The sequence below is a fragment of the Sedimentitalea todarodis genome (assembly GCF_032595355.1).
Lineage (GTDB): Bacteria > Pseudomonadota > Alphaproteobacteria > Rhodobacterales > Rhodobacteraceae > Sedimentitalea > Sedimentitalea todarodis.
The window spans coordinates 20,343-43,908 of record NZ_JASMWN010000013.1; the positions used below are offsets into that span (position 1 = coordinate 20,343).

The 23,566-nt window shown below is 59.3% G+C and carries 22 protein-coding genes and 1 tRNA gene; 13 read left to right on the forward strand and 10 right to left on the reverse strand.

Features of this window, described 5'->3' with window-relative positions:
• Nucleotides 1-32 precede the first annotated feature (32 nt).
• The 3 genes from QO231_RS15545 to QO231_RS15555 are packed head-to-tail and all read left to right on the forward strand — an operon-like array spanning nt 33 to nt 2,679.
• Nucleotides 33-641: a dimethylamine monooxygenase subunit DmmA family protein gene (locus QO231_RS15545; protein WP_394356609.1), complete on the forward strand. Its 609-nt coding sequence runs from the start codon at nt 33-35 to the stop codon at nt 639-641.
• On the forward strand, nt 638-1,603 hold the full coding sequence (locus QO231_RS15550; RefSeq protein WP_316778285.1) for a PDR/VanB family oxidoreductase: 966 nt from the start codon (nt 638-640) through the stop codon (nt 1,601-1,603). The genes QO231_RS15545 and QO231_RS15550 overlap by 4 nt, the downstream gene beginning before the upstream one ends.
• A gap of 8 nt (nt 1,604-1,611) precedes the next feature.
• Nucleotides 1,612-2,679 (forward strand): heme-dependent oxidative N-demethylase family protein, encoded by a 1,068-nt coding sequence (locus tag QO231_RS15555; protein WP_316778287.1) that lies wholly within the window; start codon nt 1,612-1,614, stop codon nt 2,677-2,679.
• Between the two features lie 2 nt (nt 2,680-2,681).
• Here the strand turns inward: QO231_RS15555 and QO231_RS15560 are convergent, their stop codons facing one another.
• Complete coding sequence (locus tag QO231_RS15560) at nt 2,682-3,311, reverse strand: helix-turn-helix domain-containing protein (protein WP_316778289.1); 630 nt, start codon at nt 3,309-3,311, stop codon at nt 2,682-2,684.
• Nucleotides 3,312-3,428: 117 nt separating this feature from the next.
• Here QO231_RS15560 and QO231_RS15565 point away from each other — a divergent pair, with 117 nt between their 5' ends.
• Entirely contained in the window at nt 3,429-4,433 is a 1,005-nt protein-coding gene (locus QO231_RS15565; RefSeq protein WP_316778293.1) for a GlxA family transcriptional regulator, read from the forward strand.
• A gap of 51 nt (nt 4,434-4,484) precedes the next feature.
• Here the strand turns inward: QO231_RS15565 and QO231_RS15570 are convergent, their stop codons facing one another.
• Genes QO231_RS15570 through QO231_RS15585 form a run of 4 tightly spaced genes read right to left on the reverse strand, consistent with a single transcriptional unit; the run spans nt 4,485 to nt 9,544 of the window.
• Nucleotides 4,485-5,039, reverse strand: coding sequence for a sarcosine oxidase subunit gamma (locus QO231_RS15570; RefSeq protein WP_316778612.1), 555 nt, complete (start codon nt 5,037-5,039; stop codon nt 4,485-4,487).
• A 1-nt stretch (nt 5,040) separates the two neighbouring features.
• Nucleotides 5,041-7,998, reverse strand: coding sequence for a sarcosine oxidase subunit alpha family protein (locus tag QO231_RS15575; RefSeq protein ID WP_316778296.1), 2,958 nt, complete (start codon nt 7,996-7,998; stop codon nt 5,041-5,043).
• On the reverse strand, nt 7,995-8,282 hold the full coding sequence (locus tag QO231_RS15580) for a sarcosine oxidase subunit delta (RefSeq protein ID WP_316778298.1): 288 nt from the start codon (nt 8,280-8,282) through the stop codon (nt 7,995-7,997). The genes QO231_RS15575 and QO231_RS15580 overlap by 4 nt, the downstream gene beginning before the upstream one ends.
• A gap of 11 nt (nt 8,283-8,293) precedes the next feature.
• Nucleotides 8,294-9,544: a sarcosine oxidase subunit beta family protein gene (locus QO231_RS15585; protein WP_316778299.1), complete on the reverse strand. Its 1,251-nt coding sequence runs from the start codon at nt 9,542-9,544 to the stop codon at nt 8,294-8,296.
• A gap of 485 nt (nt 9,545-10,029) precedes the next feature.
• On the opposite strand from QO231_RS15585, the gene QO231_RS15590 reads away from it, so the two are divergent.
• Genes QO231_RS15590 through QO231_RS15600 form a run of 3 tightly spaced genes read left to right on the forward strand, consistent with a single transcriptional unit; the run spans nt 10,030 to nt 13,002 of the window.
• Nucleotides 10,030-10,428, forward strand: coding sequence for a hypothetical protein (locus QO231_RS15590; RefSeq protein WP_316778302.1), 399 nt, complete (start codon nt 10,030-10,032; stop codon nt 10,426-10,428).
• Nucleotides 10,429-10,430: 2 nt separating this feature from the next.
• Nucleotides 10,431-11,576: an HlyD family secretion protein gene (locus tag QO231_RS15595; protein WP_316778304.1), complete on the forward strand. Its 1,146-nt coding sequence runs from the start codon at nt 10,431-10,433 to the stop codon at nt 11,574-11,576.
• A gap of 19 nt (nt 11,577-11,595) precedes the next feature.
• Entirely contained in the window at nt 11,596-13,002 is a 1,407-nt protein-coding gene (locus QO231_RS15600) for an efflux transporter outer membrane subunit (protein ID WP_316778307.1), read from the forward strand.
• Between the two features lie 41 nt (nt 13,003-13,043).
• On the opposite strand, the gene QO231_RS15605 is transcribed toward QO231_RS15600, so the two are convergent.
• Entirely contained in the window at nt 13,044-13,313 is a 270-nt protein-coding gene (locus QO231_RS15605) for a hypothetical protein (RefSeq protein ID WP_316778310.1), read from the reverse strand.
• 424 nt (nt 13,314-13,737) lie between these two features.
• Between QO231_RS15605 and infA the strand changes: the two genes are divergently transcribed.
• From infA to QO231_RS15635, 6 genes are all read left to right on the forward strand, one after another.
• Nucleotides 13,738-13,956 carry a translation initiation factor IF-1 gene (infA, locus tag QO231_RS15610; RefSeq protein ID WP_010137880.1) on the forward strand — a complete coding sequence of 73 codons (219 nt, stop codon included), beginning with the start codon at nt 13,738-13,740 and terminating at the stop codon, nt 13,954-13,956.
• A 10-nt stretch (nt 13,957-13,966) separates the two neighbouring features.
• The gene (locus QO231_RS15615; RefSeq protein ID WP_316778331.1) at nt 13,967-14,545 is read left to right on the forward strand and encodes a Maf family protein; all 579 of its coding nucleotides are present in this window, start codon (nt 13,967-13,969) and stop codon (nt 14,543-14,545) included.
• Nucleotides 14,542-15,564 carry a ribonuclease E/G gene (locus QO231_RS15620; RefSeq protein WP_316778333.1) on the forward strand — a complete coding sequence of 341 codons (1,023 nt, stop codon included), beginning with the start codon at nt 14,542-14,544 and terminating at the stop codon, nt 15,562-15,564. Before QO231_RS15615 ends, QO231_RS15620 begins: the two co-directional genes overlap by 4 nt.
• Nucleotides 15,561-15,743 (forward strand): DNA gyrase inhibitor YacG, encoded by a 183-nt coding sequence (locus tag QO231_RS15625; protein ID WP_316778336.1) that lies wholly within the window; start codon nt 15,561-15,563, stop codon nt 15,741-15,743. Before QO231_RS15620 ends, QO231_RS15625 begins: the two co-directional genes overlap by 4 nt.
• A gap of 83 nt (nt 15,744-15,826) precedes the next feature.
• A tRNA-Phe gene (locus QO231_RS15630) sits at nt 15,827-15,901 on the forward strand.
• Between the two features lie 227 nt (nt 15,902-16,128).
• Entirely contained in the window at nt 16,129-17,235 is a 1,107-nt protein-coding gene (locus tag QO231_RS15635) for a mechanosensitive ion channel family protein (RefSeq protein WP_316778339.1), read from the forward strand.
• Nucleotides 17,236-17,481: 246 nt separating this feature from the next.
• Here the strand turns inward: QO231_RS15635 and QO231_RS15640 are convergent, their stop codons facing one another.
• The 4 genes from QO231_RS15640 to QO231_RS15655 form a co-directional block, all read right to left on the reverse strand.
• On the reverse strand, nt 17,482-19,464 hold the full coding sequence (locus tag QO231_RS15640) for a TRAP transporter permease (protein ID WP_316778343.1): 1,983 nt from the start codon (nt 19,462-19,464) through the stop codon (nt 17,482-17,484).
• Between the two features lie 87 nt (nt 19,465-19,551).
• Complete coding sequence (locus QO231_RS15645; protein ID WP_316778345.1) at nt 19,552-20,712, reverse strand: TAXI family TRAP transporter solute-binding subunit; 1,161 nt, start codon at nt 20,710-20,712, stop codon at nt 19,552-19,554.
• 223 nt (nt 20,713-20,935) lie between these two features.
• Nucleotides 20,936-22,348: an APC family permease gene (locus tag QO231_RS15650; protein WP_316778347.1), complete on the reverse strand. Its 1,413-nt coding sequence runs from the start codon at nt 22,346-22,348 to the stop codon at nt 20,936-20,938.
• Nucleotides 22,349-22,807: 459 nt separating this feature from the next.
• On the reverse strand, nt 22,808-23,563 hold the full coding sequence (locus QO231_RS15655) for a maleate cis-trans isomerase family protein (RefSeq protein WP_316778350.1): 756 nt from the start codon (nt 23,561-23,563) through the stop codon (nt 22,808-22,810).
• Nucleotides 23,564-23,566: the final 3 nt, after the last annotated feature.

Sequence of the window (23,566 nt, forward strand, 5' to 3'; positions counted from 1 at the left end):
AAACCAGCGAAGCCATGGAGAACGATAGGCGCATGTCGAAATTCCAGTTTCCCGAATCCATCACCAGCCGCCCTGTCTGGGGCACTCTGGAGCCACGCACAGCCAAGTCGCATCTGATGGTCGCGGATGCCGAAGGCGCAGAAGCGTTGCTTGATCTGGCGCGTGCCGATGGCGGGCTGATGCAGGCGGCTGAAATTATCTACATCCCTCGTGATACCGGTGAGAGCTTTGTCACCCAACTGGCCAGGCTTGACGCCCGCCAGTTCTATGTCGGCCCCAGCTACGAAGCCGCGGTACCGCGTCTGCGCCGCACGCTGAGCGATGCACATATGGGGTTGCAGGTGTATCTGTCCGGGACTGAGGGTTTGATGGGGCAAGTTATGCGCGAGGCGACCGATGCCGGCATCCCGCACACCGCCATCCAGACCGAGCATCGCGGATCAGTGGCGCGCCGGATGCAGTGCGTGCACTGTAAGGGCATTACCGAAGACGTCATCACAGACCCGTTTGTCTGTTCGCATTGTGGGCTGAACCTGTTTGTGCGCGACCACTTTTCGCGCCGGATGGCGGCCTATCAGGCGGTCTGCATCGACGCAGAAGACCCCGGAAACGTTCCCGAACCGGTGAGGTTGTATTCATGAGCGCCGGAACCAACAAGATTGCAGTCACGGTCACCGATGTGGTGCAGCTCAACGAGCTGGTGAAACGGTTTCGTTTCGAGCGCAGCGATGGTGGGCCGTTGCCGACGTTTTCAGGCGGTGCGCATACCGTGGTGGAAATGCAGGATGGCGATGTTCACCGGCTCAATCCCTACTCGCTGATGTCAAATCCGATGGATCAAAGCGCCTATACCATCTCGGTCCGGCGTGATGACCAGGGACGAGGGGGATCATTGTTCATGCATGAACGGGTAAAGCCCGGTGATGCGATGACCATCAGCTATCCGGTCAACCTGTTCTCGCTTGATCTGCGGGCCAGGAAACACCTGATGATCGCGGGGGGGATCGGCATCACGCCGTTCCTTGCGCAAATCAAGCAACTGGACGTGATGAACGGCCGGTTCGAGCTGCATTATGCCTGCCGGTCCGAGGCGTTGGGCTCGTATGTCGACGAGCTTACGGCAACGCATCCCAACAACGTCCACATCTACTATGACGACCAGCAACAGGCGATCGATCTTGAGAACCTTCTGGATGGTCAGCCACTGGGGACGCATATCTATGTCTGCGGTCCGAAAGGGATGATCAACTGGGTACGCGGCAAGGCCGCCGAGCTGGGATGGCCACGCGAGGCCGTGCATTACGAGGAATTCCTCGCGCCGCAATCGGGCAAGCCGTTCGAGGTCAAGCTGGCGGTCAGCAACAAGGTGGTTCAGGTGGGCGAGCATCAAAGCCTGCTGGAAGCGATAGAGGCGGCCGGAGTCGATGCGCCGTACCTGTGTCGTGGCGGCGCGTGCGGCCAGTGCGAAACCGACGTGATCGGCTATGACGGCAAGTTCCTGCACCGCGATCACTGGCTCGAAGATGATCAGCGGGCCAGCGGCAAGAAAATCATGCCATGCGTCAGCCGCTTTGAAGGCAAGACACTGGTACTGGACAGGTAGGAGTCCCAATGACCATTCAGTTCAACGACGAAACCTTTCGCAACGACTATACCTTCCGCAACTCGGACTGGGCGATCAAACGGTTTCCGTTTCCGTTTCACGAAGACAGCTACATGTATTCGGTGAACATGGAGCAACATCAGGGCGGGCCGAAGGGTTCGATCTATGAAAAACGGTTCGATGTCGACGAGCATTACCTGGCCGAAATGAAGGACCGCGCGCTGGTCCTCGCCGAAGACCCGCTGCGCTGCCAGTCGCTGCCGCACATGACGCTGGCGGGGTGGGATCTGTTGGAACTGATCATGATCAGCAAGTCCGAGGATTATCCCGATCTGTTCAAGTTGCACCGCAACGGCAACAACTGGCGCTGGATCAACAAGCCGATGGGCATCGACGACAGCTTTGTTTTCATGGACGAGGCGACGTTGCCCTATGGGCCGATGGAATACATCACCCGCCAGACGCAGGGGGATTTCGCCGTGCTGGATCAGCGTGACGACAACCTGTGGATGGATGCCGGCATGGTGACGACGCAGGCTGACTGGTCGCTGGATTTCGACATCGGGATGAACTTCTTTGAATGGCACGCGCCCGTGCCCAAAGCCCACGAAATGGGTATCTTTGTTCGTGCGCTGAAGTTCCTGCTGAACATTCAGCAGGGGATGCCGGCGCGGCGGCTGAACTGGACGATGACAGTCAACCCGCTGCTGGATACCAGCCCCGAAAACTATCACAAATGGGGCATCCAAAAGACCACGCTTACACCGGAAAATGTCGGCGAAAAGCAATATCTGCGGGTGGAACTGCAAACATTCTTCCGACTGCCACGGTCAAACGCGCTGGTGTTTCCGATCCGCTGCTACCTGATTGCCTTGCAGGATCTGACGACCGTTCCGAAATGGGGCCGCCGCCTGCATCGGGTCATCCGGGACCTGCCGGAGGAATTGGCGACCTACAAGGGTTTTATCGACAACCGCCCGATGATCGTCGACTACCTGTCGAAGTTTGACGATGGTCTGCCCACCTCCGACGGGATATGGCCCGATCTGGACAGCGAGCCACCGTTGAAAGCCTAGAGTCAGTGGGCTTGCGGATAAGAGATTACTGAAAGGTAACGGGCCGGAAGCTCTACAAGGAGTTCTGGCCCGTGCGGCGCGTCGGCGTCAAAGAACAGCGTATCTCCCGGCTTCAGCGTATAGACATCAGACCCGTGTCGATAGCCGATCTCGCCTTCGAGCATGTAGATCGTCTCGATCCCTTCATGCTGAAACGTGGGAAACACATCAGAGGTTTCGGTCAGGGTGATCAGGTAGGGTTCGACCACGACACCGCTGGCGTTCGATCCGATATGGCCGAGCAACTGGTATTGGTGGCCTGCACGGGTGCCTTCGCGCTCCATTTCGACGCCGCGACCGGATTGGGTATGAACCGCGCTGCGCGTCTCCTCGAAGCGACGCAGGAAGGCAGTCAGTGGCACGCTCAAGACATGGGCGAGCGTTTGCAGCGTCGTCAGCGAAGGCGACGTATTGCCGTTTTCGATTTTGGACAGCATCCCGATTGAAAGGCCCGTCGCCTTGGCCAGATCGGCCACGGTCATGTTCTGTTGCTTGCGGAACGCCCGCACTTCCCGGCCAATTGCCACTTCGAGGACCTTTTCTCGGTCTTCTGTTACGCGGTGCGGGTTCTGAGACAGGGCTTTTGCAGTCATGGTTACGTCCGAATTCTTGCTCACTGTTCCCAATACCCTTTATGTTTCCCACCGGCGAATTTCCAGTGTTCGAAATTGGCTTGACCAAGGCCAGGCTTTCCTGTCAGGAAGATTGTAGTGAATGACAGTGATAATACAATCACTTTGGGGTTCTTGATTTTCCCCGGGTTTCCGATGTCCTGCCTGACCTCGGCCATAGAGCCCTTGCGCGCAGCCAACGAGATATCCGGGGTGCGCGCATTTGCATGGAAGCTGGTCTCGGAATCCGGCGCGCGGGTCGAGTCCAGCGCAGCTGTGGGATTCGATCCGGATCTGATGCTCGGCGATGTATCGGGGCTGGACTATCTGTTCCTGTTGTCAGGGCCGCGCGCCATGTTTGACACTCCAAAGCCTTCCAACGGTCTGCTGCGCAGTCTGGGACGCCATGGCGTGCGCATCGGTGGCGTCAGTGGCGGAGTGTTTCCGCTCGCGCGGTCAGGGTTGCTGGATGGCCATACCTGCAGCGTGCATTGGTGCTATGAGGCCGCGTTCGCCGCAGAATTTCCGAACCACCGGGTGCAAAGCGATGTCATCATTATTGACCGTAACCGGCTGACCGTTTCGGGGGCCTCTGCCGTTTTTGACCTGATGCTCGGCCTCATCGACCAGAGGCTGGGCGAAGACGTCATGACCGAAGTTGCGTGCTGGTTTCAACATCCGTTGGTTCGCGGACAAGGGGTGCGCCAGAAGGTGCCGACGGTGCACCGCGAAAGCACGTCAGACATGTTGCCACCGGCGGTGAAGCACGCGGTGCAGGTGTTTGGTGATCATATCGGGGACACTGTACACGTCGACGACGTTGCGCAGATCGTCGGCCTTTCTCCCCGCCAGCTTGAGCGCAAGTTCAAGGCGGCGACGGGACAGAGTCCGTCGCACTACTATCGGAACCTGCGCATGAATGCCGCGCGCCAGCTTGTTCTGTACTCCAACGACAGCATGTCCAGCATTGCACTGGCCGTGGGCTATGCGACCACCGCGCCGATGGTGCAGCGTTATCGCGAGGCGTTCGGGACCACGCCGCAACAGGACCGGCAAAAGATCAACCTGTTCCGAGTCGAAAAGAACCGGTCGATCCCGTCCTAGGGCGTTGCGCGTGTCAGTTGGACAATCTGGTGTCACCCATCGCGAAACACTCTAGATCGCGCTGCGGGCCGCCGTGATTAGGGCGTGATGCAGGCTGCCTGCCGAGGAGCGGGGGCCAAGCACGCTGAAATGTCCGACGGCGCGACAGATCAGGAAACAGCCGAGATGCTCCATCCGGGTGCGGGTCGTTGTATGCGCCGCCATGCTCCGCGTGTCGGCGTTGCAGAGCAACTCCAGCACGTCATGGCATCGCGGCCCGGCCAGATCAAAGCGCACCCAGCCATCGGTCTGTTCCGTGACCGAGCTGGTGTCCAATACGGCGGCCTTTACCTGTGCGGCCAGGTCCTCATGGCTGTCATGCGGGGCCTCGATCATCCATTGGTCGGGGCCCGTCCAGAAGACATAGAACGGTGTGGCGGCGGTACAGGTGCCAACATCGGGCAGCGGTTTGCCGAGATAGGCCTGTGCGGCTTTGGCGCTGCCCGCCTCTTGCCCGAGGCGTCCGGCCAAGGAGGCCAACGCCCAGTCCGGGCATTCCGAGATTTCCAATCCGTCAAAGGTGTCGACCTGCGCGGATGCACCGCCAAGCGCTGTGAGTGCTGTCATATCATGCACGGAGACGGTCTCCCTCTGGATCAACGAAATGCGCGGAAACGACCTCGACTTCGATATCGCTGTCGGTCAGCGGGCTGACCAGCCGCAGGGTTTCGCCCATGCGGTTGCCGCCGCTCCTGAGGAACCCGATTCCGATCGAGCTGTTGAGGATTGGCGAGTAGGCCGCCGACGTGACATAGCCCTGGTCGTGTGCGGCATCCACCGGAGTGCCCAGGCTCATCAGGTGCCCGCCGGCGGTCACCTTCTGGGTCTTGTTCCTGGGCAGGACGCCGACTAGGGCCAGGGCGTCGTCGGTGTTCAACCCCTCGCGCTCTGACAGGGTGGACCCTATTGAGTCCTTCTTCTTGGACACCATCCGGCCCATGCCGAGGTTGAGCGCAGTGGTCGTTCCGTTCAACTCGTTGCCCGCCGCATGGCCCTTTTCAATCCGCATCACGCCAAGTGCCTCGGTGCCATAGGGCACGACGCCGAACTCTTCGCCGGCCTGCATGATCCGCCGGATCAGAGCATCGCCATAGCGGGTGGGCACCGCGATCTCGTATGCAAGTTCGCCCGAAAACGAAATCCGGAACAGCCGCGCGCGCAGACCGCCGCAAACGGTGATTTCGCCGCAAGCCATGAAGGGGAAGCCTTCGTTGGACATATCGAACTCGGGATCGACTATCTTTTGCAGCAGCTTGCGCGCGCTCGGCCCGGCCACGGCATATTGTGCCCAGGCTTCGGTGGTCGAGATCAACTGCACATCGAGATCGGGCCAGAGGCACTGGCGTACGAATTCCATGTGGCGGTACACGTTGACCGCGTTCGCCGTCGTCGTGGTCATCACGAAGTGATCTTCGGCCAGGCGCGCAGTGGTTCCGTCATCCATCGCGATGCCGTCTTCGCGCAGCATCAGCCCATAGCGCGTTCTGCCAATCGCCAGCTTGGCAAACCCGTTTGAATAGACCTTGTTCAGGAAGTCCGCCGCATCGGTGCCTTGGACGTCGATCTTGCCCAGCGTTGACACGTCACACACGCCGACCGAACCCCGCACGGCGCGCACCTCGCGGTCAACGCTTTCGCGCCAGGTGGTTTCGCCGGGGCGCGGGAACCACTGCGCACGCAGCCAGTTGCCGACCTCGACAAAGACCGCGCCTTGCTCGACGGCCCATTTGTGGCTGGGTGTCTCGCGGACCGGGTGAAAATGCTTGCCGCGCGAACGGCCGCCAAAGGCCCCCATTGCGACAGGTGTGTAAGGCGGGCGAAAGATTGTCGTGCCGACCTCCGGTATCGACTTGCCGGCAAGTTCGGCCATGATCGCAAGCCCGCCCATGTTCGACGTCTTGCCCTGATCCGTAGCCATGCCAAGCGTGGTGTAGCGTTTGAGATGTTCGACCGACCGGAAATTCTCCTGATGCGCCAGTTTTACGTCCTTGACGGTCACATCGTTCTGCTGATCCAGCCAAGCGCGGCCCTTGCCCTCGCCGACATACCAGAACGGTTGCAAGTTTACGGGCGCATCTTCTGCCTTGGGCAGGGCGATGGCGCGGGCCTTGATGCCGATATCACGCAATGCGGCGGCGGCTTCTTTGGAGCCGGTACGAAGTGCTGCATGGGTCGAGAATTCACCACGTGCCGCGCCCGCAACGCTCTGACCTGTCGGCAGATCACCGCCTGGAACAAATGCGGCAATCGCCTCGTTCCAGACAGGGCGTCCGCGTTGATGACAGGTGAGGTGCACGTTCGGGTTCCACCCGCCGGAAACGCCAAGCGCACCGCATTCGATGGTGCGTTCGGACCCGTCTGCGAGCCGTAGCTTGACAAATGACAGCCCCAGACGACCGGAGGTGTCCACGACCTGTGCGCCCGACAGAAGTTCACAATCGGCGACGCGCGGCGCATCGGTGCGGGTGTCGATGACGGCGGCGACCGTGACGCCCTTGGACATCAGATCAACAGCTGTGCGGTGGCCGTCGTCGTTGTTGGTAAAGATCGCGACCTTTTGCGCAGGTGTCGCGGCCCAGCGATTGACATAGGCACGCATCGCTCCTGCCAGCATGATGCCGGGACGGTCATTGTTTTCAAAGGCAATCGGGCGCTCGATCGCACCGGCGCAGAGCAGGGTCCGCCTGGCGTAGATGCGCCACAGGATTTGCCGTGGCTTGTCGGGTGCAGGGGTCGGCAGATGATCCGAAACCCGTTCGACCGCGCCCTGAATGCCATGATCAAACGCGCCGATCACGGTTGTGCGTGTCATGCAGCGGACGTTGGTCAGGGATTGCAATTCGGCCAACGTGGTCGCGACCCAGTCTGGGCCGGAATCGTCGCCAATGGCAAAGGTTTCGGCATTAAGGCGACCGCCAAAGGCGAAGTCTTCGTCTGCGAGGATCACCCGTGCACCCGCGCGCCCCGCCGTCAGTGCCGCCGCCAGCCCGGAGGGCCCGGCGCCGACTATCAGCAGATCGCAATGCAAAAAGCCCTTGTCATATTGATCGGGATCCTCCTGCAACGACAGCGACCCGAGACCAGCGGCCTTGCGGATGATCGGCTCGTAGAGCTTTTCCCAGAACGCGGCGGGCCACATGAAAGTCTTGTAATAGAACCCGGCGGTCAGGAAGTTCGAAAACCGATCGTTGATCGCCATCGCGTCGAACTTCAGTAAGGGCCAGCGGTTCTGGCTGTTCGCTTCCAACCCGTCGAAGAGCTCTGCCGTGGTGGCGCGTGTATTCGGCTCTTGCCGCGCGCCGCTGCGCAGTTCGACCAACGCGTTCGGCTCTTCGCTGCCAGAGGTCAGGACGCCACGGGGGCGATGATACTTGAACGACCGGCCCATCAGACGCACGCCGTTGGCCAGGAGCGCCGAGGCCAGCGTATCGCCGGGATATCCCTGGTACCTCTTGCCATCAAAGGTGAAATCAAGCGTCCGGCCGGTGTTGATCTGGCCACCGTCAAGTCTGTTGACCTGTATCATTTGCCGCGCCCCCTGCTTCGGGCCACGTCGCGGGCCATTTCAACAGACGTGATTTCATGTGTCACCGTGTTGCGCGTCACCACAAGCCAGCTGCGGTCGCCGGTTTCGTGAAACCACAACTCACGGTGCTCACCCGCTGGGTTGTCTCGTTGGTAGAGATAGTCGTGAAATCGACTGGCGGCATCTTCGGCCCGCCAGTCGGGGCGATCAATCAGGGATGCGTCACCCAAATAGGTGAATTCCTGGGAATCACGAGGGCCAAGAAGGGGATGGTCAATAAGCATGTCTCAGCACCTCAATGCAGGTTGGGCTGTGCGCCCATGCCTTTTTCGTCGATCATGTAACCGCGCCGGAACCGGTCAAAACGGTAGGCGGTGGCAACTTCGTGTGGCTTGCCGGTGGCCAGCAGGTGCGCATAGCACATGCCCGACGCAGGCGTGGCCTTGAACCCGCCATAGCACCAGCCACCGTTGAAATAGAGGCCGTCGATATGGGTTGCGTCGATGATCGGCGAGCCATCCATCGACATGTCCATGATGCCGCCCCACATCCGCAGCAAACGCGCACGCCCGAGAGCCGGAATTAACGCCATGCCGCTTTCGCAGACGTCTTCGACCACCGGCAAGTTACCGCGCTGGGCATAGGAATTGTATCCGTCGATATCGCCACCGAAAACCAGTCCGCCCTTGTCCGACTGGCTGCAATAAAAGTGGCCCGCGCCAAAGGTGATGACGCCGGGGATCACAGGTTTGAGCCCTTCGGAGACAAACGCCTGCAACACGTGGCTCTCGATCGGCAGGCGCATTTCGGCCTTGGCCATCAGCCGACCCGATGATCCGGCCACACAGGCCGCGACCTTGCCCGCGCCGATGAACCCGCGAGAGGTCTCGACCCCTTTGCAAACGCCGTTTTCCACTCGAAATCCGGTCACCTCGCAGTTCTGGAGGATATCGACGCCGTGGCTGTCCGCGCCGCGCGCATAGCCCCAGGCCACCGCGTCATGGCGTACCGTGCCGCCCCGATGCTGCGCTAACCCACCCTTGATCGGGAAACGCGCATTGTTGAAGTCAAGGAATGGGTAACGGTCACGGATCTGAGTGACGCTGAGCAGATCGGCATCGGCACCATTCAGGATCATTGCATTGCCGCGCCGCACAAAGGCGTCGCGCTGCGCGTCACTGTGGATCAGGTTCAGGATGCCGCGCTGGCTGACCATCGCGTTGTAATTCAACTCCTGCTCCAGACCTTCCCAGAGTTTCAGCGACATTTCATAGAACGGCTCGTTGCCATCCAGAAGATAGTTCGAGCGGATGATCGTCGTGTTCCGGCCCACGTTGCCACCGCCGATCCAGCCCTTTTCCAGCACCGCGATGCGTTTCTTGCCAAAGTGCTTCGCTAGATAATAGGCCGTTGCCAGCCCATGCCCGCCACCGCCGATGATCACGTAGTCATACTGTGCCTGCGGCTCGGGATCGCGCCATGCAGGCGTCCAGCCCTTGTGCCCCGTGAGGGCCTCCTTGATCACCCGCAAACCTGAATATCTCATCGCGACCTCGCTCAATTGCGACACCACGATGCAGCATCCAATCGAAAAATAGGAGTCTGGGATCGGACAAGAACCACATCAAATGCGACATCCACATCATCGTGAACCCTGATTACGCGCCACGAGCCTGACCGTCATCGGGATTGCCCACGCCATTTGGCACAGTGTGGACGCACCTGTACTTGCGAGGTGTTTTCGGGATCGCGCCGGGATTTCAGGCCGGCGCAGGTGCAAATTTGAGGGTCTTGCAAGCTGGCGTCGTGAAATCGAACGCCGAACTAAATTGACCACGTTGAAAAATTCGGCAATTTTGACAACCACACGTTTAGTACCGCGAGCAAAACCCTTACGAGGTTCCCAGACAACCGCTATCAACAAGAAGACAAGCCTCTCGCGCCGAGGTCAACGCGAATTTCGCAGGTTCGAAACACGTCCGGGAGGCCCGGCGCGTTTCAAGCCGGGCGAGCCCTAAAACGAGGAAAACGATGGAAAACGCCGATAGCGGATGGTCCGCAATTCAGAACTCCTACTATTTCTGGGATTTTGTGGCGCTTGGTTGTGGGATGATATGTGTGTTTGGCGGATTGGCGGCGCTTGCGTGGTTGTTGGGTCTGCCGGGCCGCATCGCCGTTTCACGAAACCACCCCGAGGCCGAAGCGGTCTATACCATGGGGTGGACGGGTTTTCTGGCCATTGTTCCGTGGATTCAAGCCTTTACCTGGGCATTCAAGCCTACTGATGTGATTGATATCCGCAGATTTCCGGATGAAGAGCGCGAGGCGATCAAGGAAGACCTCGCGCGGTTGAAAAAATACGCTTATGGCAAGGAGGAACTGCCGGAACCTGAACAACCCGCACCCTCAGCCAACGAACAGGAGGCCTGAGCATGCTGGGTGTTGTCGCGATCACGCTTGTCTATCTGCTTTTCGTCTGGGTGGTCTTCGTCAAGTTCAAGTGGCTGCGCTTTACGCCGACATGGGGTTTGATCTCGGCCTTCTTTCTTCTCCACCTCTTGATTGTGCCGCTGGTCGGAACGCGAATGCAGTCACCGTTTTCAACCGATGTCCGGGTCGTGCGGCATACCGTCCAACTGGTGCCCCGGCTGCCCCAACCGACACTTGTGACAGAGGTGCGTGTAAAGGAGAACGCACCCGTCAAGAAAGGCGATATCCTGTTTGTCTTTGACAAGAGCATATACGAGTCACAGGTCCAGTCTGCGGAGGCCGCCGTTGTCGCGGCCAAGCAGAACGCCAAGATCCTGGAAGCGGACATTGCCGCCGCCAAGGACTCTGTCACGCGCGCGCAATCCGATCTCGATTTTGCCAAGGTTCAGCAAGAGCGTTTCACGACCTTGGCATCGCAACGCGCGGGTTCGCAGGAATCTGCGGATGAATGGACGTCCCGCGTCAACTCTGCGCAGGCCTCACTTGCAGAAGCGCAGGAATCCCAAAAGCGTGCCGAACTCGCCTACGCCTCACAGATCGATGGCGTGAACACATCGGTCATCCAGGCCGAAGCTGCGCTGGAACAGGCGCAGTACTACCTGGAACATACCGAATTGAAGGCTCCGAATGATGGCGTGATCGTCAACCTGCAGGTGCAAGAAGGCATGGTGTCCGGCGAATTGCGCGTTGGCGCGATCGCCAGTCTGATCATAGACAAGGATCCCTATCTGATCGCGGCCTACCGTCAGGAGAACCTGATGAACGTGCGCCCCGGCCAGCCTGTCGTGGTGGCGATAAACACCTACCCGGGCAAGCATTTCAGCGGCAAGGTGGAAGAGATCTGGTATGCGAGCCGGCGGGGGCAATACACCCCGTCTGGTAACCTGCCGCTGTTTCCGGACATTCCCCTGCATACGGAAGCACGGTTACCTGTCAAGATCACCCTGGACGACCCCACGGTTCGGCTTGGCATCGGGGTCGGTGGGGCAACATTGATCCTGACCAGCGACAATCCGTTTACATGGCTGGGTCAAATCTCGTTGCGAACCTATACTTGGGGCCGTTGGGTCTATCCGTTGCCGATCTAGAAATCTCTTGGGGAACCGCATGATATTCGTTGCAAACAACGTACCGCAGAGATTGATGGGCGCCATTCTCGGTGTTCTGGCACTCGCCGCGTGCGAGCTTCAACCGGTGCCGACCGACACCGCCATCCTTGACGAGGCGTTGCCGGCTGGCACGGCAATCCCAGCGGCATGGTCCACGTCCGGCGCGGCGACATCGGCAGTTCGCGGCAACTGGGTCGCCAGCTTTCGCGACCCCAACATGACGAGCCTCGTCAGGGAGGGGCTGGAAAACAACCGCGATCTTGTCGCCGCCGCCGCGCGCGTCGAAGCCGCGCTGCAAACCGTGGTCATTTCCGGCGCCCCCATTCTCCCTCAGGTCGGGCTTGAGCTTGGCAGCCAGCGCTCCGAACTGACAAAACGGGATCGCACCAGCACCCTTCAGGGAGGCGCTATCGCGGCATCATGGGAGCTGGATGTATGGGGCAAGCTGCGTGCCAACAAAGCGGCCAGTGCCGCATTGGCCAGGGCCATCGCCGAGGACGCCCGCTATCTGCAGCAATCGATCGCCGCCACCGTGGCCCGCACCTGGATCGCCAATATCGAACTGGCCCGGCTGATTGCTGTCAGCCGCCAGGCCACAACGGTTTATTCCGATCTTCTGGACCTCACCGACAAAAAGGCCGCTGCTGGTCAGGTTTCGGATTTTGACGTGGTTCAGGCCCGCTCCCGCGTCGCCGCTGCAAAGGCCGCGACGAGTCAGATCCAGACCTCGCAGAATCAGGCAATCGGCAGCCTGGAAGTGCTCGTGGGCCGTTATCCGGGTCTGAAACTGAAGCCCGCCTCCAGTTTTCCCAGGATGCCTTCAAGCTTACCGGCCTCGGGCCTGCCGCTTTCATTACTTGACCGTCGTCCGGATGTGATCGCGGCCCGAAACAAGGTCATCGCCGCTTTTTATAAATCGGAAACCGCGAAACTAGCCCGCTTGCCCGGCATTTCCCTGAGCGCTGCGGGCGGCAAATTGCTCGATCCCGAACTGGCATTGTTGGGCACCAATCCCGAATTCCTTCGGATCGGTATCAATTTGCTGCAGCCCATTTTTGCCGGCGGTGCGTTGCAGGCGGACGTGGTCAGAATGTCGGCCAAGCAATCGGCAGCAGTAGCGGAATATGGGCAAACGGTGCTTGAGGCGTTCAACGAAGTCGAGACCGCGCTGGCCAACGAAAAGGTGCTGCGGTCCGAACTGGCCAATTGGCGGGAGTCGTTGAAAGATGCCAACCAGGCGCTGGAATTCGCGAACGATCGGTACATTCAGGGCACGATCGACATGACCGGCCTACTGATCCTGCAGCAGTTCAAGCTCGAGCGACAGGTGAACGTGATCGAAACCGAGGCGGCGCTGCTAAACAACCGTATTCTGCTGTATATGGCACTGGGCGAAAGCATCTGAGAACCGGGTCAGCACCGTTTGGAAGAGGATGGCGCGCGCCGCTATTTCAGCAATTTGAGGCAATCGCCGGCGGCCTGTCCTTCACTGCGCGCATCGGACATGCTGATCTTTCCTTCGGCCATGAGTTTTTCAACTTCGGACTTGACGATCTCGCGCCCCGTCGCCTCCGTCGGGTGCTGTGCCAGGGAGGCAGCATAGATTTCCTGGCCAATCGGCGAGAGTTTGGATTTGCACGCCTCTGCGGCCTGTTGGTCCGCGCTGACGGTGCCTGCGCAGAAGGTGGTGGCAAGTGCCAGGATGAAAACACGCAATTCGATCTCCTCGGGACTTCCCGCACCTTGTCACATTTCGGGTCAGATTTCCAGCACGACACCATTCAAGGAGTTCCGTTGGTTGCTGTCCCGTGGACTCATGGGGTTCGTTTCGGTTTCCCTCTTTGGCATACAATGTACAGAACATTTGTGCCGCGTAGGCTGCGAGGTGCTGCCTCTTTCCTGTCCACACCCAAGTCATGCGGGTGATTAGTTGATTCGCTGGGGCACCTCTGGCCCACTCGCGCAAAGCACCTCACATCCCGCGGTTTGAACTCACAGAACCCCGCTTTTTCGCCGCGACACGTTTCAATTCGGTCACAAATGCTGGCCATTGCGGATTGAACGCTTGAAAAGCCACTGGAAAAGCATCATCTAGCCGCACACCCTGCCCACAGGCGGGATCCGTCACTATGGAGACAACATGGCCAAGGAAGATATCCTCGAATTCCCCGGTGTCGTGAAGGAACTCCTGCCGAATGCGACATTTCGGGTCGAACTTGAGAACGGCCATGAAATCATCGCGCATACGGCGGGAAAGATGCGCAAGAACCGCATCCGCGTCCTTGCCGGCGACAAGGTTCAGGTCGAGATGACCCCCTATGATCTGACCAAGGGTCGGATCAACTACCGCTTCAAGTAACGCCTGACCTATGGCGTTCATTCTCGGATCGGGCAGCCCACGCAGGCTGGACCTGCTGGCGCAGCTTGGGCTGACGCCAGATGCGGTGCGCCCGCCCGAGATCGACGAAGACCCACGCAAAGGCGAGCTGCCGCGCCCGTATTGCGCCCGTATCGCGCGCGAAAAGGTCACTTCGGTTCAGGCAGAGGCAGATGATGTCGTGCTCTGCGCCGACACCACCGTGGCTCTGGGCCGTCGCATTCTGGGAAAACCCTCGGATGCGGGCGAGGCGGCAGCGTTTCTGCTGGCCTTGTCCGGACGCCGCCACCGTGTGATCACCGCCGTCGCGGTGCGCCGAGGCGCGGTATTGCGGGAAACCGAGGTCGTCAGCACCGTGCGAATGAAGCGTCTTTCGGATTGTGAACTCAACGCCTATCTCGCCACCAACGACTGGCAGGGCAAGGCCGGTGCCTATGCGATCCAGGGGCCTGCCGGGGCGTTCATCCCTTGGATCAGCGGATCGTTCACCGGTATTGTCGGCCTGCCGCTTGCCGAAACCGCCGGAATCCTTCAGGCCGTAGGCGTGCCGTTGTATCGGGAGCCATCATGAGGGGACGTTGCATCATTCTCGATCATCTGGAAGGCCGAGAAGCCGCTGCACTGATGGTTGATGGTCACCTTGACGACTTTCTGATCGAAAGCGATGCTCCGGCGCCCGGAACCATCTATCGCGCCCGCGCAGATCGTCCGGTCAAGGGACAAGGCGGCATGTTCCTGACTGTACCGGGCGGATCGGCATTCCTGCGCCAGGTCAAGGGACTAGCGCCCGGACAGTTGCTGCTGGTCCAGGTGACCGGGTATGCGGAGCCGGGCAAAGCCATTCCTGTCACACAGAAACTCCTGTTCAAGAGCCGCTATGCGATCATCACCCCCGGCACACCCGGCCTGAACCTGTCGCGCAGCATTCGCGACGACGCGGAACGCGACCGCCTGCTGGAGATCGCGCATGATACGATGGAGGGCGCGCCCTTTGGCCTGATCCTGCGATCATCTTGCGACGGGGCAGACCAGGACGAAATCGCCGAAGATATCGCGCGCATGGCGGAGTTGGCCGGTGCAGTTCTAGACGACACCGGCACCGAAACCGAAACGTTGCTTGATGGCGACGGACCGCATGCACTGGCCTGGCGTGACTGGACTGCACCGGCCGAGATCGTAACCGAAGCGCAAGGGTTTGCGGATCATGGCGTTCTTGATGCGCTCACCGCCGCATGCGGACCGGTCGAGCCGCTGGCAGGCGGAGGGCGCATGTTCATCGAACCCACGCGCGCACTGATTGCCGTTGATGTAAACACCGGTCCTGACAGTTCGCTCGCCGCCGGGATCAAGGCCAATTTGGCCTGTGCCCGCGCCCTGCCGCGCGCCCTGCGCGTGCGCGGTCTTGGAGGGCAGATCACGCTTGATCTTGCGCCAATGCCCAAGAAGGATCGGCGCAGCTTTGAAACTGCCCTCCGCGCCGCCTTTCGTTCCGACAGCGAAGAAACCGCGCTGGTCGGCTGGACGCCGCTCGGCCACTACGAACTGCAGCGCAAACGAGGCCGCACGCCACTTGACGGGGTTCTGACATGAGCTGCCCGATCTGTGACGCCGAAACACAGCGTCGCTACCGTCCATTCTGCTCCAGACGCTGCGCGGACCGTGACCTTGGCAAATGGCTAAACGGGTCCTACGCGGTTCCGTCACAACGCCAGGATGACATCGAAATCGCCCCTGATGACCCGGAACCGGAGACACGCCGCCCACATTGAACATCGGCATGGCAAAAAGCCTCTGGACACTACCCCGCACAGAGCCTAGAACGCCCGCACCCAAAGGCCACAGCCTTTCCGATGCCCGGGTAGCTCAGGGGTAGAGCAGTGGATTGAAAATCCTCGTGTCGGTGGTTCGATTCCGCCCCCGGGCACCACTAAATCAAATAAAATCAAAATCTTGCATCATTTCTCGGTTCACATTCCGATCCGAGTTTGAGGCTGGGTGTCCTATGGGTGCCAAAGTCATGTGTTTCGCTTTGGCTGAACAGTAAAATTAAAATGCCAGCTAGCCTGCGACTACGCTTCGCTCTATCGCCCATTGTCGGGAATAGTGCACATTCTGGGCGGGACACGGGTTCAGCGCCCGTCGAGCCACAAGAGTATGATGCGCAAACATCGTGCTTCCGGCTCGCCACTGCAAGCTTTCGTTGTACTCAGCCCAATTTATCACCGGATGCTCCTGCTTTGGGAACTTATCACCGCGATCTGCGTTGGGCTTATGCGGCACCTACAGCATCCTGAATCGAAAGGACCGCACGCGATATCAGCTGAGCGGGGGCCCATGCATCAAGGCCCTTTGACACCAAATTCGCCCTATGGAGAACAAAGCAATATGGAACCCGTTGAGATTCTTCTAAGGCAACTGACCGAGATTGCCCGAGCGTCTATCGCCTTGCTTCCTCAACTCGCTGTCGCGATATTTGTTCTTTTGCTTACGGCCGTGTTGAACAAGCTGGTACAGTACCTTGTCGCGCGGGTCATGCGCGGCATGAAGCTGCGTCAAAGTCTCAAGGACCTATTCAGCCTGCTCACTTCGATTTTCGTCTGGATCATGGGGATCATGATTGCAGCAGTCATCGTCTTCCCCGGCCTGACGCCTGCAAGTATCCTTGCAGGCCTCGGTATCGGATCGGTTGCCATCGGCTTTGCATTCAAGGATGTCTTCGAGAATTTTCTCGCCGGCATCATCATCCTCTTCCGGCGTGAGATGCGCATCGGCGATCATATCGAATGCGAGGGTATCGACGGCAAGGTGGATCGTATTGCCATTCGCGAAAGCCATATCCTGCAAACAGACGGGCAGTTGGTGATCGTGCCCAACTCGATCTTGTTCAAGAACCCTGTTGTAATCCAAACATTTAAAGATACCCGCCGTGTCACTGTTATTTGCGGCGTTGCATATGATGAAGACGTTGATGCCGCACGTGATGTCATCGCTCAGGCGGTGTCAGGATGCGATACGGTTGACCAATCCAAACACCCCATTCAGATCTTTGCGCAGGAATTCGCAAGCTCTTCAATCAACTTCGAAGTGACGTGGTGGACTGGTTCCGAACCCCTGGAGGTGCGCCGCTCCAAGGATCAAGTGGTTGCAAAGGTCAAGGGCGCCCTGGATGCGGCCGGGATCGAAATCCCCTTCCCCTATCGGACGCTCACCTTCAAAGAGCCGCTTCCTGTTGCGCAGTCGGCAGAGAGCAGCCCGGCATGAAAATGTCCTATGCCGCCCCAAATATGTAGATCCATCTGTGGCGCGTGGTTCCTTTGCGCGGGCTCCACGCTTTGCCCGGATGCGGGTCAGGGTTCCTTTCTGGCCAACCTCGCCGCATCCTGGAACCAGATTTCCAACGGCTTTGCCTTTGCCTGTTCAGGCAACCCATGCACTACAATGCGTACCTGTATCCCGTCACGGCGTTTGAAACAGTCCGTGTTGTTTTGCCAAGCGAGAGTTTTCGGTTCATCGGACTCCTTGCCCGTCCCGCCATGCGATGGCAAGCGGTGGGATGGCGATAGCAAATCCAACAAGCGTCAACATAAAGTGGCTCAAGCCCGCAATCCCGCCGATGGGGGCCGCGATGAGCAGCCCGGCAACGAACAGAACCAGGCGCATCACTGCGGTCATCGGGCTGGAGTTGAGCGGTCCAACGAAGCTTACATATCCCTGAAGCGCGGCAGAAATGAACCACACGCCAATCAAGGCGCAGGCCAGAACCACGGCGACCTCTATCAGTGGGCCCTGGCCGATCAACGCCGGGTTCAACACAAAGAAGAAGGGGATGACATAGATGACTCCGCCCAACTTCATCGCCTCGAACCCGGTCTGGAATGCATTGGCACCTGCCATCGATGCGGCCGCAAATGCACCCAGAGCGACGGGTGGTGTGATAAAGCTGACCATGCCCCAGTAAAGGATAAACAAATGCACAGCGAGTTCGTTCAGGCCGGCCTGCACCAGAGCGGGCGCAAGCACGACAGCGAGGAAGATGTAGCAAGCTGTCACCGTCATCCCCATGCCAAAGATGAACGACGTCACCGCCCCCATGATAAGCAACATCGTCAGGGAATCGCCCGCCATGTGCACCAACTCATTCGCCAGCGGCCCGGTGAGGCCTGTGGCCTGAAATGCGCCCACGATCATACCAATGCCAAGCAACACGGCGACCAGTTCCGACAGGGTGCGGCCCACAGAGGCGATGATGTTCAGGAACCCTTGCCACGACACGCGGTCGTTCTTGTTAAATTGGTTCACAACCAGGAGCAGGGTGACGGCATAAAACGGCGCTGTCTTTTCCCAGCGGAAGGCCACCATGAGAAAAATCAGCAGCGCAAAGACCGCGATATAGAGCCAGCCCTCACGGAGGGTGTTCAGCACGGCGGGGCGGTCAACCTTGGGCAGCCCGGTCAGGCCACGTCGGGCCGAATAGGCATCGACCTGCACGAACAATCCAAAGAAATACAGTATGGACGGGATCGCCGCCGCCAGCATGATCTCTACATAAGGGCGGCTGAGCCATGACGCGATGACAAAGGCGGTTGCCCCCATGATGGGGGGCATCAGAACGCCGCCTGTTGAGGCACAGGCCTCTGTCGCGGCCGCATATCGCGGGGAAAACCCGGTCTTTTTCATCGCCGGGATGGAAACTGCGCCCGTCGTCAGCACGTTGGAGATCACGGAGCCGGACATTGACCCCATAAAGCCGGACGCAAAGATTGAGACTTTCGCCGCACCTCCGCGATAGCCACCTACCAGCGCCATGGCGAGATTGTTGAAAAACTTGCCGCCGCCGGTGAATTGCAAGACAGCGCCAAACAGGATGAAACCGATCACGAGATTGCCAAATGCGCGCATCGGGATGCCAAACGACGCCTCAGACGAGATCATGAAATAGGGGATCACGTCGGTGAAAGGTTGGGTGAAACCGTTGAGAGGATCGGGCACATGTTCGGCAAATGTCGGGTAGAGCGAGAACACCAACACGATGAAAAACAACACCAACCCACCTGCGCGGCGCGTGCCCTCGAGGATCAGCAGGTAGAGCGCGATGGAGGCCCAGATCGCCTTTTCTGGTGCCGCGTATTCCCAACCTCCATCCAGGCTGGCCCCGGCAGTGACAACAAAGAAGCCTATGATCACGATCGTGGCTGCGCTCAGCAACCAGTCATACCACGGCACATGCGAGGACGGAGGACCGTACGCGCGGAAGGTGATGAAGGTCAGGCTCAGAAACAGGCCCGCCAGAACATACAGATACATCCCCTCCAACAGGGAATATCCACCAAGGCGCAGATTGAAGAGCTGATTGATGGCCACACCGATGGCGGCCAATGTGAACACTACGATCATCCATTGCGCGGGGCCGGAAAAGGTCAACCGCTCGGCTTTGCGTTCCGCCTCAAGTGCTGAACTGCCGCGATCCTTGGCACCATCCTGAGCTGTCATTTGTGTCTCGATTGGGTAGGTCCGGCTGATAGCGGACAACAGAAGAGGAGGGGCCCTTGGGCCCGCCCTTGATAGGCTTGGCGCCGCCTAGAAAACGACAGCGAAACCACCCGCTTCCAACGCCTCACGACGCTTTGCGTCCCATGCCGCTTCCCAGTCCGCAGGGGCTTCGGACTTGAGTTCATCCCATGCGGCCATCAAGGCCGCCTGGCGCGCAATCAGGTTATCGTTGTGTGCTTGGTCCTCATCAGACCAGACACCGATTTCGGTGTAGTAGCGGATGGCCCCTTCGTGATAGGGCGCAACCCATTGGAAGTTCTGCTTGTCTAGTGCCCACCCGCTGATGCCGGGCGCGTTGTCTTTGAAGCCGTCAAAGTTTTCGTTCATCGCCTTGGTCATGTTGTAGGTCAGATCTGCATCTTGCACGGCGTAGGTCATCAGAACCGGATAGGCATAGCCCGCCGTCGGCACGCCATCTGTGCCATCGATGGTGGCACCCACCTTGGCGGTCATTGGCGAAAAGAACGGCGCGATGGCCTGCATCCGGGCAATACCCTCGGCATTGTTCGCATCAATAGGGGGCCAGTATACGCCACGCGGACCAGATGCGGCCTCATATGCGCGGCCAGAGTTTGTTGAGGCAAACGCCGCATCGACACTGCCGTCGATCATGCCGGCCCAACTGTCGCCAAAGCCGCCGAATTCGACCTTCTCTACGTCGTCCCATGTCAGTCCGCCATAGGCTAGATAGGCGCCATTGTTGACATTGAGCGCCGGCGCACCCTTGACCCAAGCCACACGCATGCCTTTGAGGTCTGCATAGGTGAAACCATCGCAGCCCGGTTTGCCCGCCTTTTCGCAGGCTTCGGCCGCCACGGCCAGAGAAAGCCCGACTGTGCCGCCGTTGTTGGCAGCAAGGACGCGCACTGGCTGCGGGCCCCAGTTTTCGGCACCGAACTGGAACACGCCTTCTTGGGCCATGAACGATCCGCCCACCCCGTTTGCCGAGAACTGGACTTTGCCCTGTCGCAGGGGTTCTGTCCGAGCGATGTCGTTCTTGCCGGGCAGTACACGCAGATTGACGCCGCTCGCCTCTTGCAATGCCGCTCCAATCGCGACCGCCTGGTTATAACCTGCTGATCCGGTGCCATAGGCTGTCCAGGTCAATTGTTTGGGCAGGTCGGCCTCCTGAGCCGACACAGCACCCGCCGCGATAGATATCGCAGTTGCCAACAAGAATACACGCATGAACTTCTCTCCCTAAATTACCTTTGAGATTGCATACCCAATAGGTCCATCCGTCAGTGAACAATGCGATGGCTGCGAAAGTCAATTCCGCACTGCGGTCAAATTATTGACGCATGTCACATTTGAGGGTCGGCCAGCATCACAAAAGAACTCGAACGGAGCCCTGCATCAAGGGCTGTTCAAGATCAAAGTACTGGATCGCGTTGGCGTGGGTCAGTTAACTTTACTGTGCCGCCGCAGGTTCAGCGTTTAGCTGCGCGGCCAGGATGCGGTCGGGTTCGCCCGCGTGCGTCATTCGCGACCAAACGTAGAAAAGAAAACCAAGGATAGCCCAGCCTCCGACGATGGCCCATTCATACGGCCAGACCAGCGCCGCCGGGCTGAACGGCATGTAAAGCAGGATGATACCCAACGACAGTGCAAGGGCTACCCAGCCAACAGTGTTGCCATAGGGGACCTTGAAGGGTCGGGGCATGTCCGGTTCGTTTTTGCGAAGAAGCAAGAAGGACACGGTGACTGTGGCGTAGGCCACGACGATCCCCAACCCCCCGGCATCCACGAGCCAGACCAGAGACTTGCGCCCGAAAAATGGAGCAATGACAGACAGGGAACCTACCATCAGGATGGCGTTCACCGGTGTGTTGTAGACTGGGTGCAACTTGCCAAGGAACGCAGGGAGCATCTTGGCATGGGCCATTGCGTAAACCGCGCGGCTGCCACCAACCAGAAACGCATTCCAGCTGGTGATAATGCCGCCAATTCCGGCGATGACCAGAAGCTTGCCAGCCCAGCCGCCACCGAACAAGGTGGTCATGGCGTCGGCCGTGGCCAGGCTTGATGCGCCGGAATCAGCAGATGGCATCGCCAGCGCGACGGCCAGAATGATCAGGATGTACCACGCCACGGCCATCATGACCGAGACGATCAGGATGGTCCCAATGGTCTTGTGAGGCAGGTTAATCTCTTCTGCGGCCTGAGGTATCACATCAAAGCCGACGAACATGAACGGCGTCATGATCAGCACCGCCATGACACCGCCAGCACCGCCCACAAAGAGCGGTTCCATATTGGCTGTCTCGCCGTTGAAAAGTGCCCCGGTGATCAACATGATGCCCACAAGGAGGATCAGCAACGTCACTACCTTTTGCAGCAGCGCACATGTCTCAATGCCACGGATGTTGATCCAGGTCATCGCCACCGCACCAAGGCAGCCCACCATCGCCCAGGTGAAATACACATCCCACCCGGCGACATTCCACAAGAGCCCAACCTTATAGTTCGGAAAGAGGTGTTCAACCACGGTCGGCAGGGCAACAGCCTCGAAGGCGACCACCGAAATGTACCCTAGGATGATCGCCCAGGTGCAAAAGAACGACCCGCCCATACCGAGCGCCCGGTGACTATAGACATGTTCCCCTCCGGTCAGGGGCATCGCGGCGGCGAGTTCGGCGTATGTCAGTCCGATCAGGATCACGGCGAATCCTCCGATCGCAAAGGCGAGCATGGCGCCGACGGCCCCGGCTGAGACAACCCAACTACCGGCAAGCACGACCCAACCCCAACCTACCATCGCCCCAAATGCCAGAGCGATGACATCAGGGGCACCCAGGACCCGAACGAATTTTCCCTCAGACATGAAATTTCCCTCTTTGTTGTTGTTATTGGGGCACCCGAAGGCAGCGCAGTCGACTTATATTATAGCTTAGGTTGCGACGTGGCGTACCGCAAGCAATCTGTGGGTGTGTGTTGCTCCGGAATGGTATTTGCGTGACGCGCTGCACGTTATCGTTGGCTATCAACTGTCGACATGTTGCGCGGGTCAGAACCGCTGCCAAACGCACGCTTATGGTGACTCATTTGTGCGGGCCCAGCATGAGGCCATGCACTATGGACATTGGCGCGTCGGCACGACCTACTTGCAGGTCTCTGCACAGGCGCTTGTGGGGCAGTTTCGGGCATATTTCGAAGACTATCCGCCCCGCTCGAAGCCTGCCAGCTTTTCGATTGGCCAGGTGCTTGAAAGCCTTCAGCGAAATCGGCATCTGCCGAGCCCATCCACATTGGCCGCATGTGGACGTACGTATCGATGACGAGCCTAACTCCTTGGGCCCTGCGCAAAGAGTCGCCCGAATTCGGCGCAGGTGTCGTCGATCCCAGCCAAACATAGCATGTGCCAGGCAAGCGCCTGGTTGCTCGAAATCACCGGCACCCCGATCTTTGCTTCGGCCCGAGGGATGACATCGAGACATCGCAAATTCGTACAAGACACGACAACGGCATCACAGGGCGCCTCGGCGGCGACAGACTCGATTGCCTGAAGGATCGAGTCCTCGGTGATCCGCGCCACGACGCGGTCGTTGCCTTCCTCAAAAGAGCCGAAACCCACGATCTCGAACCCGGCGTCCTCGAGCTTTTGCCGCATCCTGGCCGAGACTTCGGCCACGTAGGGCGTGACAAAGCCAAGCCGTTTTGCCCCGAGCGCCCGACCTGCCGCGATCAGGGCTGCGAGCGGGTCGGTCACTTGTGCGCCGGGGCAGGCGCTCTGCACGGCCAAGGCCACGTTTTCCGATCCGATCACCGTTGATGCCGAGGTGCAGCCGAAACCGATGGCGTCAAAGCGAAGCGATGGTGGTAGTAGACGCGCCGAGGCGGGCAGATCGAGTTCCATGCGCGCCAGAGTATCGGGGCGGATTTCCGGCACCATCGCGATCCGGCTGTGATAGAGCGCGACGCCTGAGCGGGCCATAATTCGCGAAAATTCATGCTCCAGCGTTTCGTCGGTTTCAAGAACGATCACGCCGAGATTCGCACGCGTGCCAATGCCGCTGTCTGTCTGGAAGTCGAGTTTCATGGT